The sequence below is a fragment of the Pseudomonadota bacterium genome (assembly GCA_010028905.1).
Lineage (GTDB): Bacteria > Vulcanimicrobiota > Xenobia > RGZZ01 > RGZZ01 > RGZZ01.
On the sequence record RGZZ01000074.1, the window covers coordinates 1 to 15,222 of the forward strand.

The 15,222-nt window shown below is 67.8% G+C and carries 12 protein-coding genes; 5 read left to right on the top strand and 7 right to left on the bottom strand.

Features of this window, described 5'->3' with window-relative positions; translation table 11 throughout:
- On the bottom strand, positions 1–1,745 hold a 1,745-nt coding region (locus EB084_07675; protein ID NDD28130.1), incomplete at its 3' end, for a hypothetical protein.
- Positions 1,746–2,033: 288 nt separating this feature from the next.
- Between EB084_07675 and EB084_07680 the strand changes: the two genes are divergently transcribed.
- Positions 2,034–2,996, top strand: a complete 963-nt coding sequence (locus EB084_07680; GenBank protein ID NDD28131.1) for a phosphodiester glycosidase family protein — start codon at positions 2,034–2,036, stop codon at positions 2,994–2,996.
- Between the two features lie 48 nt (positions 2,997–3,044).
- Here the strand turns inward: EB084_07680 and rapA are convergent, their stop codons facing one another.
- From rapA to hppD, 5 genes are all read right to left on the bottom strand, one after another.
- Positions 3,045–5,975, bottom strand: coding sequence for an RNA polymerase-associated protein RapA (gene rapA, locus EB084_07685; protein NDD28132.1), 2,931 nt, complete (start codon positions 5,973–5,975; stop codon positions 3,045–3,047).
- Between the two features lie 40 nt (positions 5,976–6,015).
- Entirely contained in the window at positions 6,016–7,332 is a 1,317-nt protein-coding gene (fahA, locus tag EB084_07690) for a fumarylacetoacetase (protein ID NDD28133.1), read from the bottom strand.
- Between the two features lie 64 nt (positions 7,333–7,396).
- Entirely contained in the window at positions 7,397–8,287 is an 891-nt protein-coding gene (locus tag EB084_07695) for a hypothetical protein (GenBank protein NDD28134.1), read from the bottom strand.
- A gap of 8 nt (positions 8,288–8,295) precedes the next feature.
- The gene (locus EB084_07700) at positions 8,296–9,471 is read right to left on the bottom strand and encodes a homogentisate 1,2-dioxygenase (GenBank protein ID NDD28135.1); all 1,176 of its coding nucleotides are present in this window, start codon (positions 9,469–9,471) and stop codon (positions 8,296–8,298) included.
- Positions 9,472–9,479: 8 nt separating this feature from the next.
- A complete protein-coding gene (gene hppD, locus EB084_07705) occupies positions 9,480–10,589 on the bottom strand; it encodes a 4-hydroxyphenylpyruvate dioxygenase (protein ID NDD28136.1) in 1,110 nt (369 codons plus the stop codon).
- Positions 10,590–10,783: 194 nt separating this feature from the next.
- Here hppD and EB084_07710 point away from each other — a divergent pair, with 194 nt between their 5' ends.
- The 4 genes from EB084_07710 (at position 10,784) to EB084_07725 (ending at position 14,455) form a co-directional block, all read left to right on the top strand.
- Positions 10,784–11,200, top strand: coding sequence for a nitroreductase family deazaflavin-dependent oxidoreductase (locus tag EB084_07710; protein NDD28137.1), 417 nt, complete (start codon positions 10,784–10,786; stop codon positions 11,198–11,200).
- A 127-nt stretch (positions 11,201–11,327) separates the two neighbouring features.
- Positions 11,328–11,558 carry a hypothetical protein gene (locus tag EB084_07715; protein NDD28138.1) on the top strand — a complete coding sequence of 77 codons (231 nt, stop codon included), beginning with the start codon at positions 11,328–11,330 and terminating at the stop codon, positions 11,556–11,558.
- A 114-nt stretch (positions 11,559–11,672) separates the two neighbouring features.
- Positions 11,673–13,559: a long-chain fatty acid--CoA ligase gene (locus EB084_07720; protein ID NDD28139.1), complete on the top strand. Its 1,887-nt coding sequence runs from the start codon at positions 11,673–11,675 to the stop codon at positions 13,557–13,559.
- A gap of 2 nt (positions 13,560–13,561) precedes the next feature.
- Positions 13,562–14,455, top strand: a complete 894-nt coding sequence (locus EB084_07725; GenBank protein ID NDD28140.1) for a DMT family transporter — start codon at positions 13,562–13,564, stop codon at positions 14,453–14,455.
- A 23-nt stretch (positions 14,456–14,478) separates the two neighbouring features.
- On the opposite strand, the gene EB084_07730 is transcribed toward EB084_07725, so the two are convergent.
- Positions 14,479–15,222 (bottom strand): hypothetical protein (locus tag EB084_07730; GenBank protein NDD28141.1); only part of this gene is annotated, 744 nt, incomplete at its 5' end.

The window sequence follows — 15,222 nt, forward strand, 5'->3', positions numbered from 1 at the left end:
AACGAGTAGACGGCGAAGCCGTCGCGGTCCTGGCCCACGACGTAGACCGTGTCACCCATGCGCACGGGAGGCGATGACGACACCGGCGCCAGGTCGTAGAAGCCCCACATCACGTCGCCCTTGCCCGCGTCGAGGGCGACGAGGCTCGACACCTGCGTGGGCGGGGTTCGCTCGGCCAGCTTGGGATGGGTGATCTGCATGGTCTGCTCGAGCAGCAGCGAGTCGCCCGCCAGCGCCAGGGTGCGCATGCCCTGCTGGTAGGGCGTATCGGCGGCGCGGTGGCTCCACTCGAGCTGACCGCTGGCCGCGTTCGCGCTCACCGCTCCCGGCGTGTCGGAGCCGCTGAGCGGCCCCGGCGAGTGCGACGGGAAGAACAGGCTGCCCCCCACAACGGCGCCGCTGGGATCGACATCGATGCCATCGGCCTGGGAGATGGTCCAGAGCGTCTTGCCGGTGGCGATGTCCTTGGCTTGCAGCGGCTCACCCGGCTCGAACACGAGAACCAGCCCCTGCGGGGTGATCTTCACCACATGCTCTGACTGCCAGAGCAGCTTGCCGCTGCTCGGATCGAGGAAGCGGGTGAGGTGGTTCTCGAGACCGTCGGGCGACTGAAGCACGAGCACCTTGTCGGTCTGCACCAGCACCGAGGGGCGCGCCTCTGCCTGGGGCTGACGCCAGACCGTAGCCCCCTTGTCGAGCGACAGCGCCGTCCACGCAATCTCGGTCTGCAGGTTGGGATCGCTCACATAGAGGCGCTGCCCGCCGGACACCACCCGCCACGGCTCTCCGGGGACGAGCTTGCGGCGCCACACGATCTTGCCGTCGGCGTAGGAGAGCATCGCCATGGGGCAGGCCTGCCACTCGGCATCGGACATGCCCTTGGGGCGCACCTCGCCTGGCCAGGTCACAACCCCCGCGGGGGTGAGGCGCGCCCGATAGCCGGGGCGCGCTTCCGGATTGGCGCCCCAGCGCACCTTTCCGCTCTCGATCTCGAGGGCCTCGGGCCAGCGATCGCCCTGCACGACGACGAGATCGTCATGCAGGCCCAGCACGCTGCGGGCGCCCTCGCCGTGGAGATCATCTCCCGGCTGGTTGCGCGTTCCGGAGACGTGATCGCCCCCCGGCGGAGGGAAGGGATGCGACCACGCGTCTCCCCCCGTCTTGAGATCGACCCGCGCGACATGCTCCCAGTTCTGAACGAACACGACCACGTCACCTTGATAGGGGAAGGCCACGGCATCTTCGCGGGTCCACCGCGCGCGCCCAGTGGTCGGGTCGATGCCGCTCACCACGTTGCGCAGCCCATCGCTGTACTTGACACGGTGGGGAACCACCACCACGTCCTTGCCCACCAGAACCGGCAGCACCTCGCGCGCCTTCAGCGAGGTCGACCACGACAGTCCGCAGATGTCGTGCAGCCGATCCATGGCCTTCTTCCAGGCGCCGTCCTCCACGCTGGCGCGAGCATAGCCGCGCCACGCGGCGACGGCGCCCAGCCAGCGCCCCTGCTTCTCGTTCTGCACGGCCTCGATCTCGTACATGGCCGCCGCCGAGTGGCTGTCGTTCGACGTGGCCACGGTCTTCTGCGGGGTCGGCTTCGCCGGATCGGCCGCTGCGGGGCGGGCGCCGACAAGGAGGCCGCCCAGGGCGACGCTTCCGCAGAGCATGAGACCGAAGAACCCCTGCTTGAGCCGGGGGAGCGAAGTGCGCTCAAACGTGGGAGAGAGGCGGGCGCGTCGGAACATGGCAGGCAAGATCACTTTCGCGAGGATTGAATTTTCTTCGACATCGGCACGCCTTCCCCTTCCCCGACTCCCCGCTTCCAAGACCGAGACGACGTGGCCCGGCCACCCTGTGCGACAATCGCCCCACCCACGTCGGGAAAGGTGCGACGACGTTGAAGAATTTTTTTCGAGATCCAGAAGGAAACGGTGAATAATCTTCACGAAACTATACGGTCCCCCCAGTTTCAGGGGGTCAGATCCAACCTCATCACTGCGGCTCCACACCATGGACAAGGGAGGGTGGCTCACGTGCCGACGCGCGGATTCTCACTGTCAGCGGGCGTTCTCACCGTCACCGCGCTGACCGTCCTCCTCCTCGTGCCACTGCCCCTGCACCGCCTCGGCACCCGCCTTGCCCACGCCAACTACACCGCCTTCGCCCAGGGCCTCGACACCGTCTCCGACCGCTGCACGGTGGGAAGCCTCGCGCGGGCCGCGCAGCGCATCGTGGCGCGCCGCGCCAGACACGCCGCCACGATCTCGGCCTTTGGCGGCCGCACGGTGCGTGACGCGCACGCCAGTGCCTGGAGCCCCATCGTGGCGGGCATCGAGTTCCGTACGGTGACGTTCACCGCGGGCACCGGAGAGGCGATGCGCCTGTTGCAGGTACGCGTGAACCCGACCGTGGCAAGCCTGCGCCTCCACAGCACCGGCGCCGCGGCCGACGTGCCCGCCCTGGCCCGCCGCGCCAATGCCATCGCCGCCATCAACGCCAGCTACTTCGACGCAAACCGGCAGCCGCTCGGCTACCTGAAGATCAACGGGCGGGTGCGCAACGGTTCCATCGCAACAGGCGCGGCCTTCACCGGGGTCTTCACCATGACGGGGAACGTTCCCCAGATCGTGAGCCGAGAGCGGTTCAACCCCACCGCCGTCGACACCGCGCTGCAAGCCGGGCCTCGCCTCGTGGCCCACGGCGCGCCCACGAAAGGCCTGCGCGAGACCCGCTCCTTCCGCCAGACCGGCGTGGCGGTCACCAACGACGGCCACATCGTCATGTACGCCACCGACGGCTCGTATCGCGGCGCCACATGGGCCGAGATGCAGTCGCTCCTCACCGGTCCGAGCCGCGCTGGCGGCATCGACCCCAGCGACGTGCTCAACCTCGACGGTGGCTCGTCGTCACAGATCTACGTGAGACAAGGCGCGCAGACCATCACGACCGGCTTCCCCACGCTGCTCCCCGTCATCATCGCGGCGCACGCGCGATAGCCCTTCGTCCCGGGGAGCGCCGCGGCCCATCCGAAAGCCGAGCGCGGCTCAGTCGGCCTCGGCCACGATGACGCGAATGGCGTCGAGGTGCACCTCTGCCTGCTCGATGGCCTTGAGGGTGCGCGCCACCTTGCGCGCGTGACGCTCGACCTCGGCCGCCGGCAGCGTCGGGTTGATGCGCCGCAGCTCGAGCAGGCGCTGATGCTGCTCCCCCAGGCGCGCCTGGGCTTCGGCGAGGGCCGCCCCGATGACTTCCCGCGCCTGCTCCGCGGCCATTCCCTGTGCCTCGTCGAGCAAGCGGGGCACGATGTTCGCAAACACCGGCTGAAGGCGCTCGACGACCTCAGGGCCCGCCTTGCGAAGCGGGGCGCCGGACGGGTCGATATCGGCCTGAGCCGCGCCGCGGAGATCGATGATGATCTCGATGGGGGTGATGGGCACCCACCGGTTCAGCTCGAGGGCGGGGGGGCCGCTGGCGTCGAGCACGAAGAGGCACTGCAGCAGCGCCCCCTCGAACGGCGCACCCGGCCAGGCGCACACCGCGGCGCGCCCCTCATCGCCATCGAGCATGATGCCCAGGGCCCCTTCGATCAGGGGATGGTCGTGGGTGAGGAAGTCGAGTTCCTCGCGCGCCAGGGCCAGGCTGCGCCTCCAGGTGGCCCCCATCCCGTCAGGCGGAAGGCCGGGAAACGAATCGACGAACATGAGCTCGCTGGCGCGGATGCGCTCGCGACCCTGGTCATCGAGCTCCTCCTCGAGAACGCCGAAGCGGTCGAACACCCGGCCCACCCACTCGCGCAGCTCGACGTCTTCATCGACGGCGCGAACCTGTGCGGTGAGACGCCCCCCCTCGATCTCGTCGTACGAGTTGAGATCGACCAGCCGGTCGACGTTCTTCTCGATGGTCTCGCGCACGTGGGCGAGGGTGCGGGCCGTCTGCTCGTTGAGGTTCGTCAGCAGCGCCTCGCGCTGGGAGAAGTCTCGGGATTCGGGCAGCCACGCCCCCAGCGCCTCGCCCAGCTGCCACTGCAGCTCGTTCACCACATCCTCGGCGCCGCTCACCGGACGCTCGAACGAGGCCAGCGCGTCGCGATGCCATCGGAACAGCGCTTCCGATGGCGTGTCGACGAGATAGGGCACATGGATGTGGATGGCGTGGTCCTGGCCGATGCGATCGAGACGTCCGATGCGCTGCTCGACCAGGTCCGGATGGATGGGGAGATCGAACAGCACGAGGTGGTGGGAGAACTGGAAGTTGCGTCCCTCGCCCCCGATCTCGCTGCAGAGCAGAAGCGCTGCCCCCTCGGGCTCGGCGAACCAGGCCGCCTGGCGATCGCGCTCGACCACCGAGAGCCCCTCGTGGAAGACCGCCGCCTTGATGGCGGTCTTCTCCTTGAACACCCGCGCCAGCATGCGCACGATGCGCTCGGTGGCGCAGATCAGAACGACCTTTTCGCCATCGAGGGCGCGCACGGTATCGATGAGCCAGCCCACCCGCGGGTCGTTGGGACGGGCGTCATCCGGAAGGGCGGCGAACGTGACCAGCTCTCCCTCATGCGGATGCCAGGCGCCACGCAGCGGAACGGCGTGGAGAACGCGCTCGGGGAAGCCGTGCAGCCGATCACGGCGGTTGCGGATGAGCACGCGCCCCGTGCCGTGCCGATCGATGAGCGCCTGGAGAACGCCTTCCTGATCGCCATCGCGAACCGACTGCAGCAGCCCCGCGTCGCCTGAGAAGAGCGCAGTCAGACGCGCCGCGCTGGCTTCCACGCCGTCACGCTCGATGCCCGCCGCCGCGTCGGCCACCTCGCGCATGCGCTCGCGCTCGCGCTCGAAGCTCTCGAAATCGGTGAAGCGCTCAACGTCGACGAGACGCAGCAGCCCGAACTCGGTGGCGAGCCCCTCGCGCGCGGGCGTGGCGGTGAGCAGCAGCAGGCCGTTGGCTCGCTGCGAGAGCATCTCGATGATCTGGTAGGCCCGGTGCTCTCGTGACTGTGCGCTTCCCAGCGCGGTCGAGGGGTTCGCGCTCTCTGCCTGCCAGCGCAGATGATGGGCCTCATCGACGATGAGCAGATCGTAGTCGGCCGCCAGCGCCTGTTCGAGACGCTTGCGCGAGCGGATGAGCAGGTCGATGCCCACGATGGCCCGCGGCGAGAGGTCGAAGGGCGAGGCCCCGCCATCGGCGGATTCGTCGAGCTCGTCGCACCGCTCTTCAGACAGAACCGAGAACATCTCGTTGAACTTGCGGAACATCTCGGCCATCCACTGGTGAACGAGCGAAGGCGGCGTCACCACGAGAACCCGCTGCGCGCGCCCGAGGGCCCGCAGCGCAGAGAACACGAGCCCCGCCTCGATGGTCTTTCCGAGCCCCACCTCGTCGGCCAGCAGCACCCGAGGCACCTCCTGGCGGGCGATCTTTCGCGCGATGTAGAGCTGATGCCCCAGCGGACGGATGCGCGCCCCCACAAGGCCGCGTGTGTCGCCGCTGAGATAGGCCTGTCGCAGCTGCCAGCCCTGCACCCGCAGCGGATAGTCGGTGAACGGGGCGAGCTGACCGGTCTGCAGCTTGTCGACCGCCTCAGACGCGGGAATCACGTCGTCGAGCTCGCTCTCCCGCGCCTTCATGCCCTCCCCCGTGTACACGAGCAGGCCATCCTTGGCGCGAAGGATCTTCTCGACCTTGAAGCGCCGCCCGTCGCGAAGACGCGCCCGCTGGCCGGGGCGCAGGCGCATGCGCTTGATGGGCGCGGTGCGGATGTTGTAGACGCGGATCTCGCCGGTGGAACCAAAATGGATGCGCACGTTGCGCTGGTCGACGATATCGACCACGCTGCCGAGGCCGAGTCCGAGCTCGGCCTCGTTCACCACGCGGTGGCCCGGGATCCAGCTGGCGGTGCGCGCAGGCGCTGCGGCAACGACGCGGGGGGATTTGCTGTCGTCAGAAGGGTGAGCAGTCATGATGTGGGCGGCGAGGTTCACGAGGCGGCACCACGGTCCCTGCCGACTCGCCCACGCGCGGTCAGCGCGCCAGGGCCGCCAGCACCTCGCCGCGACACTCGCCGAACCCGATGGAGACAAATCCCTCGCGCGCGCAACGCCCCCGCATGATGACCTCGTCGCCGTCGAGCAGGAAGCGCCGCTCCTCGCCACTGGGCAGAGCGAGGGGCTCGCTGCCGCGCCAGGTGAGCTCGAGCAGGCATCCACGCTCGCTCTTCTCCGGCCCCGACACGGTACCGCTGCCCAGCAGGTCGCCGGGACGCATGTTGCACCCATTGCTCACGTGATGGGCGAGCATCTGCCCCATGGTCCAGTAGAGGTTCTTGAAGTTGCTGCCGCTGATGACGGCGGGCGCCTGTCCCGCGTCTCGCATCGCTCGGGTCGAGAGCGCCACCTCGAGGGCGATGTCGACTGCCCCGGCGCTCGCGTCGCGCGGCCCGTCGAGGTGCGGAAGGGGTGCGGGATCGCCTTCCGCGCGGGCGAAGCGCGGCGCGCGAAAGGGTGCCAGGGCATCAAGGGTCACCAACCACGGCGAGATGCTCGTGGCGAAGCTCTTGGCGAGGAAGGGCCCGAGGGGCTGATACTCCCACTTCTGCAGGTCGCGCGCCGACCAGTCGTTGAGCAGGCACAGCCCGAAGATGTGATCTTCGGCCTGCGCCAGCGAGAACGGCTCGCCGAGCGCGTTGCCCTGCCCGACGAAGACGCCCACCTCGAGTTCGTAGTCGAGGGTGCGGCACACCGTGAAGGCCGGGGCTTCGGCGCCATCGGCTAGGGTCTGTCCCCAGGGGCGCCGCACCGGCGTGGAGCTTACCACCACTGACGACGCGCGTCCATGATAGCCCACGGGGATGTACTTGTAGTTGGGCATGAGCGGGTTGTCTGGTCGCAGCATGCGCCCCACGTTGGTGGCGTGGTGAATCGATGCGTAGAAATCGGTGTAGTCGCCGATGGCCGCCGGCAGCGCCAGGCGCGCCGCAAGGCGGTCAACGAGAATCGTGTCGGCCAGCGCGGCCGCCTTCTCGTTACCCGATTCGAGAATGCGATGCGCCAGTCCGCGCACCGCCTTTGCGGCCGGTCGGCCCAGCGCCATGAGCCAGCCCAGCGAAGGCGCGAGGCAGGCGTCGACCACCTCGGGGTCGAGCCCGCTCAGCAGACCGCGACCGTGCGCGGCCGTGAGATCGAGGATGCCGTCGCCGATGGCGATGCCGATGCGACGCCCCGTCTCGCCTTCGAACACGCCGAACGGCAGGTTCTGGAGCGGGAAGTCGGTGGTCGGCGTGTTCGCGCTGCTCACCCAGCTGCGAAGCGCCGGGTCGTGGGTGATGTCGAGCTCGTTCATGAAAACCGGAAGACTCTCTCTCGTGGTGTCGCTGATCGGTACCGCAGATCGGTGTCGCTGCGCGCTACAGCAGCCCGTTCTCGCGCAGCTCGTCGCAGGGCTCGTCGAACGAGCATGAGCCGAAGCTCACCGCGCAGGCTTTGCGCGCACGCTCGAGCGAGTGGGTGTAGACGCGATGGCCCTGCCAGAAGATGGTGTCGTCATCGAATCCGAACGCGTCGAACGATGTCTCGTCGAGCAGCTCGCGGGCGTCGGCCTCGAGCCCACCGTCGGCCAGCAGCGCCGCCGCGACGAACACATTGAAGAACCCGTGCATCAGCGCGCGCTCGCCATCCGGACGACCATTCATGGGGTGGTCGCCCCGCACGAGATGGTGCAGGCCGGCCGTGGCCTTGAAGGGCACGTCGTGGCGCAGGCAGGCCGCCATGAAACCAGCCACAGCCTCACTCGAAGGGAAGAGTTCCGGCGTGAGCCCCCCCGTGCGCACCTTGGCCCGCGCGCCCCTCGCCTTCAGCAGTGGCAGCACGGCATCGAGATCGCAGGTCACCGGCAGCTCGACGTACAGCTGAATGCCCTCGCCGAAGGCGTCGATGATCTGCTCGGCCGCTTCGGCGGTGGCGGCCTTTGCCTCGACCGTGTCGACCACCGCCCACCCCCCGTGCGTGGCGTTGAAGGCCGCGATGGTGGCGGCGTCGGTTGCGCCGGCCACCGCGCTCACCTTCCACGGCTGCGACGGCGGCGTGCCGTTGCAGGCCCTCGAGAGCGCCTCTGCCAGCTCGCCCAGGCGCGCCGCGGTGACCACGAAGCGCCCCAGCATGAAGGCCTCAGCACTCGCGGCGTGGGCGCGATAGGCGGCCACGGCTGCGTCCATGTCGAGGGCCGCAGGGGGGAACAGGCCGGCGTAGTCGATGAGCCCCTCGGTCAGGGCCGCGATGCAGGGGGTGACGGTGTGCATGGTTCTCCTCAGGAGCTCGTTTCGTCGGCCGGGAGCCACGAGAGCGGGTAGGCGACATCCTCGATGGCAGCCGCCTGCTCGCTCACGCGCAAAGGACGGAAGGTATCGAGCATGACCGCCAGCTCATCGGTGCTCTTCTGGCCGATGCTGGCTTCGATGCGTCCCGGCTGCGGGCCGTGCGGAAGGCCATCCGGGTGCAGGGTGATCGATCCGAAACCGATGCCCTTGCGGCTCATGAACTCGCTGCTGGCATAGAAGAGCACCTCGTCGGTCATGCAGTTCGAGTGATGATACGGCGCGGGAACGGCCTCGGGGTCGAAGTCGTAGAGCCGCGGCACGAACGAGCAGACCACAAAGCCATCGCCCTCGAACGTCTGGTGCACGGGCGGCGGTAGATGCACCCGCCCCACCCGTGGCTCGAAATCGCGGATGTTGAATGCCCACGGATAGTAGGCTCCATCCCAGCCCACCACGTCGAACGGGTGGTGATCGAGCACGGCTTCGACGAAGCGGTTGTCGCGCTTGATGAGAATGGGGAAGTCGCCCGTCTCGTCGTGCACGGGCAGCGCCTCCGGACGGCGGAGGTCACGCTCGCTGTAGGGCGCCGACTCGAGCATCTGTCCCACGGGGTTGCGGTAGTGCTTCGGGATGCGCACCGACCCGGCCGACTCGAGGAACAAGCAGCAGAGCGGCCCGTCGGCGATGCGGTAGCGATGCACGATGCCGCGGGGAACCACGAGGTAGTCGCCGGGCCCGAACGCGATCTCGCCCATCACCGATTCGAGCACCCCGCTCCCCGCGCTCACGTACACGAGCTCATCGCCCTGGCCGTTGCGGTAGAAGTGGTCATCGGTGGTCGTCACCCGCGCAAAGCTCACGGCCACGTCACGGTTGAAGAGCAGCGGGGTGCGACCCGTGAACATGCTCGTAGAGCCGCCGATGCGAGGCGTGACGAAGTGGCGATGCCCCAGCGCGGGAGACGCCTCCTGCGCCCACGCCGCAGCGCCACCGAACGGCTTCACCGTTCGGAAGCTCGTGGGTGGACGAAGGTGGTAGAGGAGCGCCGATGGCCCGCTGAACCCATTGTTGCCCATGAGCTCTTCGGCCAGCAGACGGCCGTCGGCGTAGCGAAACACGATATGGCGCTTGCGCGGCAGCTCACCCAGACGGTGATAGTAGGGCACGTTCTACCTCACAGGTTGCCGCGGCGTTCCTGCTCGGCCTCGATGGACTCGAACAGCGCCTTGAAGTTGCCCTTGCCAAAACCGCGACACCCCTTGCGCTGGATGATCTCGAAGAAGACCGTGGGACGGTCTTGCACCGGACGGGTGAACACCTGCAGCAGGTAGCCGTCATCATCGCGGTCGACAAGCAGGCCCAGCGACTTGATCTCATCGAGGCTCTCGGCGATCTCGCCAACCCGCGCGGGGAGCGCTTCGTAGTAGTCGTCCGGCACGCGCAGGAACTCGACCCCGTTGTCGCGCAGGCGGCGCACCGTGGCGAGAGCATCGCCCGTCTGCAGGGCGATGTGCTGCACGCCAGGCCCCGCGTACGCCTCGAGGTACTCTTGTATCTGGCTCTTGCGACGCCCCTCGGCCGGCTCGTTGATGGGAAACATGATCTTGTGCTTGTCATCAGACATGACCACGCTCATGAGCGCGCTGTACTCGGTGGAGATGTCCTTGTCGTCGAAGGTGATGTAGCGCGCGAAGCCGAGCACGTTGCTGTAGTAGTCAGCCCAGGTCTGCATGGCGCCCAGCTCCACGTTGCCCACGCAGTGGTCGACGCGCACGATTCCCGCGTCTTCGCCCGCGACGGGCGCGGCGATGAAGCCGGGGAGGAACGGGCCGCTGTAGGCGCGCCGAGAGATGAACGAGTGCACCGTGTCACCGTAGGTGTGAATCGACGCGCGCCGGATCTCGCCGTGGGCGTCGCTCACCGTGTGGGGCTCGGCGGCGGAACGAGCGCCACGCTCGAGGGCCAGGGCCCAGGCCGCATCAGCATCGTCGACCTCGAACGCGATGTCGCACACCCCATCGCCGTGCCTGCGGATGTGCTCAGCCGCCGGATGGTTCGCATCGAGCGGCGTGGTGAGCACGAAGGTCGCCTTGCCCTGACTCATCACGTACGAGGTGGCGGCACGACGGCCGGTCTCGAGTCCGCTGTAGGCGACCTGTGAGAACCCGAACGCGTTGCGGTAGTAGTAGGCCGCCTGACGGGCGTTTCCGACATAGAACTCGATGTGATGGATGCGCTTGAGCGCGAGAGCCGTGGAAGCAACGGGAAGCGTGCTCGTGGACATGGCGAACTCCTGCGGTGAGAATCTGGAAGTGCGGCGAGCGTTCGCCACGACCTCGGGGCGTGCCTTCTTTGGCGCGGAGCCCGGCTGACCTCGGCGGCAGGAGCCCCGCAGCGCGGCGCGCAACGTTGAGCCCTGACATCATGACAGCCCTGCGGCTGAAGAGGAGCACCCCAATGAGCTTTGACCGAGAAGGCGTGCGCAAGTGGAACGAATCGATCGCCGCGGAGTTCCGCGCCAACCACGGCAAGGTGGGCGGCCACTTCGAGGGCGTCCCCATGCTGCTGATGACCACGAAGGGGGCGAAGTCGGGGCGCCCGCACCTGTCGCCGCTCGTCTACCAGCCAGACGGTGACCGCATGATCATCTTCGCGTCACGCGCGGGCGACGACCACCATCCGCACTGGTACCTCAACCTCGTAGCCCATCCGGAGGTCACTCTCGAGGTGGGAGATGAGACCTTCGAAGCCCTCGCCACGGTGCTCGAAGGCGACGAGCGCACCCGATTCTTTGAGCGACAGAAGGCAGCCATGCCGCAGTTCGCCGGGTACGCGGCCAAGACGAGCCGCATCATCCCTGTCGTCGCCCTCGAGCGCGTCGCCGCGCGGGGATAGTCGCCTCGGCGGCCCGTTGGCCGCGCATCCATCTGTTCACGTACGGGCAACACATGAACCGCCTCCGCACGCTATCATGCAAGAAGAGAGAGGGGCCGTCAGCGCCCAGTGATGGAGGATGGAACTCATGTTGTCGCAGTCTCGCCTTCACTCCGCCGTTCGAATCTCCCCCTGGACGCCGCCTGCCAATGCCCCCCGCACCGACGTCGCTCCCGCCCCGGCCACCGGGTCGCTGAGCCACCTCAGCCGCGTCTCCGAGCGTCAGCAGGTTGTCAACAGCACCTGGAACCGTGTCTTCGCCGCCGCACAGGCCGCGACGAACCAGCGCAGCGTGGAGATGTCCGAGCGTCCGTTCTGACCGCTCGCCCCCGCCGACCCGCCACCCTGGCCCTCGAAGGAAACCTGTAGCCCCTCGGGCGAACCCCTCTCTTTCACGGAGACCCCGTCTCCGGATTCAGGGAGGGGATGCATCGTGTCGATCAAGGAAGCCTACACGCCTCAAGAAGCCCTTACGCGCTGGGCGGGCGCGGCGGCAACAAAGACCATCGTCGAGATGTTCCGCAAGACCGAGCAGCGATGCGCCAACCGCACCGCGCTGGTGGCCAAGGGCTGGGCCCACGGAACCCAGATCAGCGGCGGTGCTCCGAACTGGAAGGGCGTGACATGGCGCCAGCTCTCCGACCTCGTTCGAGAGGTGGCGGCCGGCCTGCTCGAGCTGGGGGTTCAGTCAGAAGATCGGGTGGCCCACCTCACCAAGAACCGCCCGGAATGGGTCATGACAGACCTCGGAATCCTCTCGACCGGCGCGGTCCACGTGCCGGTCTACCCCACCCTCGCCGCCGATCAGGTCGCCTACATCTTGAACGATGCCGGCGCCCGTGTCGTGGTGGTCGAGACCCAGAAGCATCTCGACGCCATCCTCTCTGAACGGGCGAACATCCCCACGCTCGAGCACGTGATCGTGTACGACGCGTATACGGTGAGCGGAGACGTGGGTGGCCTGAAGATCTCGAGCTACGACGATCTGCGCAAGCTCGGCAAGGAGAGGTCCGGCACCCACGCGGGCACCATCGAGGAACGCGTGGCCGCACTCACCCCGCTTCACGTGGCCAGCATCATCTACACCTCGGGCACGACGGGCGAGCCGAAGGGCGCGCTGCTCACCCACGGCAACTTCGTGTCGAACGCCACCACCGTGGTGCCCGACATGGGCATCGACGAACACGACCGCGAGCTGTGCATCCTGCCGCTCTGCCACGTGCTCGAGCGCATCGCCTACTACTGCATGCTCAGCGTGGGCGGCGAGATCTGGTACGCAGAGAGCATCGAGGCAGTGGGCCCGAACCTGGGCGAGGTGCGCCCGTCGGTGGTGCCGTGCGTGCCGCGCCTCTTCGAGAAGATCCACGGGCGCATCATCGACGGCGTCGAGGCCGGGTCTGCCCTGAAGAAGAAGATCTTCTACTGGGCCATTGGCGTGGGCCAGGCCGTGCGCGAGTGCAAGGCCCGCAAACAGGAGCCCGGGTTCCTGCTGTCGCTGCAGCACTCCCTGGCCACGAAGCTCGTGTTCGGGAAGATCCACGAGCGCGTGGGCGGTCGGCTCAAGTTCTTCCTGTCGGGAGGCGCGCCGCTGCGCAAGGACATCGCAGAGTTCTTTGCCAACGTGGGCATCACCATCTGCGAGGGCTACGGTCTCACAGAGACCTCGCCCATCATCACCATCAACCGCCCGAACGCGGTGCGCTTCGGCAGCGTGGGCACGGCCATCGGCCACGTCGAGGTGAAGATCGCCGACGATGGCGAGATCCTGGCGCGCGGCCCGAACATCATGCTGGGATACTTCAACAAGGCCCAGGCCACCACCGACGCCATCGAGGCGGAGGGGTGGTTCCACACGGGCGACATCGGCAACGTCGACGCCGAGGGCTACCTGCGCATCACCGACCGCAAGAAGGAGCTGCTTGTGATGTCGAACGGCAAGAACGTGGCGCCGCAGCCCATCGAGAACCTGCTAAAGAGCAGCAACTACGTCGAGCAGGCCGTGGTCATCGGCGACAACCGAAACTTCATCACCGCCCTGGTGTTCCCCACCTGGACGACGCTCGAGGTCTGGGCCCAGGGTCAGGGCATCACCGCCAAGGGGGCTGCGCTGGCCAAGGAGCCAAAGGTGCTCGAGTTCCTCACGAAGCACGTCGAGGGCCTGTGCAAGGAGCTCTCGCAGTACGAGCGCGTGAAGAAGATCTCCATTCTCGAGAACGAGATGACCGAGGCCACGGGTGAGCTCACCCCAACCCTGAAGTTCAAGCGGCGTGTGATCCTCGAGAAGCACAAGGCGGCCATCGAGGGCATGTACGGCGACTGACGGTGACGGTGACGGCTGAGGTTGCGGGTGGGCTGGCGGCGCTCTCTTCAGCGTTTCTGTTCACTGTGGCGACTGCGCTCTTCCAGCGCACCACGAAAGCCGTTCCGGCCGCCGGCATCAACCTCTTCAAAGACGTTCTTGCGGTTGTCGTTCTGGCGATGGTGGTCACCTGGCGAGGGTGGCAGCCCCTGCCGATGCACGCATTCACGCTGCTCGGCCTCAGCGGGCTGCTCGGCATCACCGTGGGCGACACCGCGTACTTCCTGGCGCTCTCGCGCCTGGGAGCACGACGAACGGTGCTGCTCGACACGCTCAGCCCTGTCATCACAACCCTGCTGGCCATCGTCATGTTGCACGAGGCCCTGGGCCAGCGACAGTGGCTGGGCATCTGCATGACCCTCGCTGGCATCACCACGGTCATGACCGAACCCGCGGCCACACCGTCGGAAGAGGGTGAGCCCGAACATCCCTGGACGGGATGGCTCTTCGGCGTGGCCTCGCTCTGCTGCCACGCGGGTGGCGTGATTCTCTCGAAGCAAGCGCTCGCAGAGGTCTCCTCCCTCGACGCGACGCTGGTGAGACTGGGGTGCTCCACCCTCGCGCTGCTGGTTGCCGGTCTCTGGGGGCGTCGGATGCTCGAGTGGGTGCGCCCCCTGGCCGACCGCGAGACCCTGCTCACGCTCATCTGCGCCGCGTTCCTGGGAACCTTTCTGGCCATGTGGCTGGCCCAGGCTGCACTGGCGATGACCCAGGCCAGCCTGGCGTCCACGTTGAACGCGACGGGTCCCATCTTCGTTCTCGGCGTGGCCCGATTCGGCCTCGGCGAGACGGTATCACGGCGCGCCGTGCTCGGCGCCCTGCTCGCGGTGGCGGGGGCCGTGACGCTGCTCGTATGAGGCCCTGACGGGCCAGCCGCTGCCTACTTGAGCGCCTCGGCCGCTTCGCGCATGAGAGATGCCGCCACCTCGAGCGCCCGTCGGTCACCCGTGTCAGCGAAGGCGCGCAGGCTGCCCGTGGCATCGCCGAGCAGCGCGATGGCCGCGCGCATGCCGGGCATGGCGGGAGACTCGTTCGGCTTCGGTGCGGCCTGCCCGGCGAATCGAGCCACCGTGCCCTCCAGCTTCCCGATGTTGCGCAGCAGCTTCTCGCGCGTCACCTCGCCTGCCGCAAACTGCTCGCAGAGAGCGAGGAGTGTGCTCAGCATGCGCGGCATCGCCCCTGTGTCGAGGGTCATGCTCGACTCGCTGCCACTGACGAAATCGAACACCGAATCTTCCTCGTCATAGTCCGGCTGGGCCGCCATAGAGAGGTACATGGCAAGCGTCCGGGAGGCATTCTCGAGGATCGCCGAGACCTCAGCCACGCGCGGGGCGTCAAGCGTGGCCCGGCGCGTGACAAGGAGCTCGAGCTGCTGCTGAACAGCGTGAGCCGCCTGACGCAGCACGAGGTCGGCGCCCTGCGGAAGCTGCTCGGCCACCGCGGCGCAACAGCGCGACACCACCTCGACGAACGCGGCCTCCTCGCTCTCTCCGGCCACGAAGCGCTCCGCGGCGAGTATGGCAAGGTTGACGTGAATGAGGGGGGTGGGCCCGGCAGAGAGATCGTGCACCACATGCGCCTCGAGCACGGCACAGAGCTCGAGGGCCGCCTCGGTGAGACGGCT

Bases quoted from the DNA above. Each gene is read 5' to 3' on its own strand.
- fahA (NDD28133.1), bottom strand. From the start codon at position 7,332: ATGAACGAGCTCGACATCACCCACGACCCGGCGCTTCGCAGCTGGGTG.
- EB084_07695 (NDD28134.1), bottom strand. From the start codon at position 8,287: ATGCACACCGTCACCCCCTGCATCGCGGCCCTGACCGAGGGGCTCATC.
- EB084_07715 (NDD28138.1), top strand. From the start codon at position 11,328: ATGTTGTCGCAGTCTCGCCTTCACTCCGCCGTTCGAATCTCCCCCTGG.
- hppD (NDD28136.1), bottom strand. From the start codon at position 10,589: ATGTCCACGAGCACGCTTCCCGTTGCTTCCACGGCTCTCGCGCTCAAG.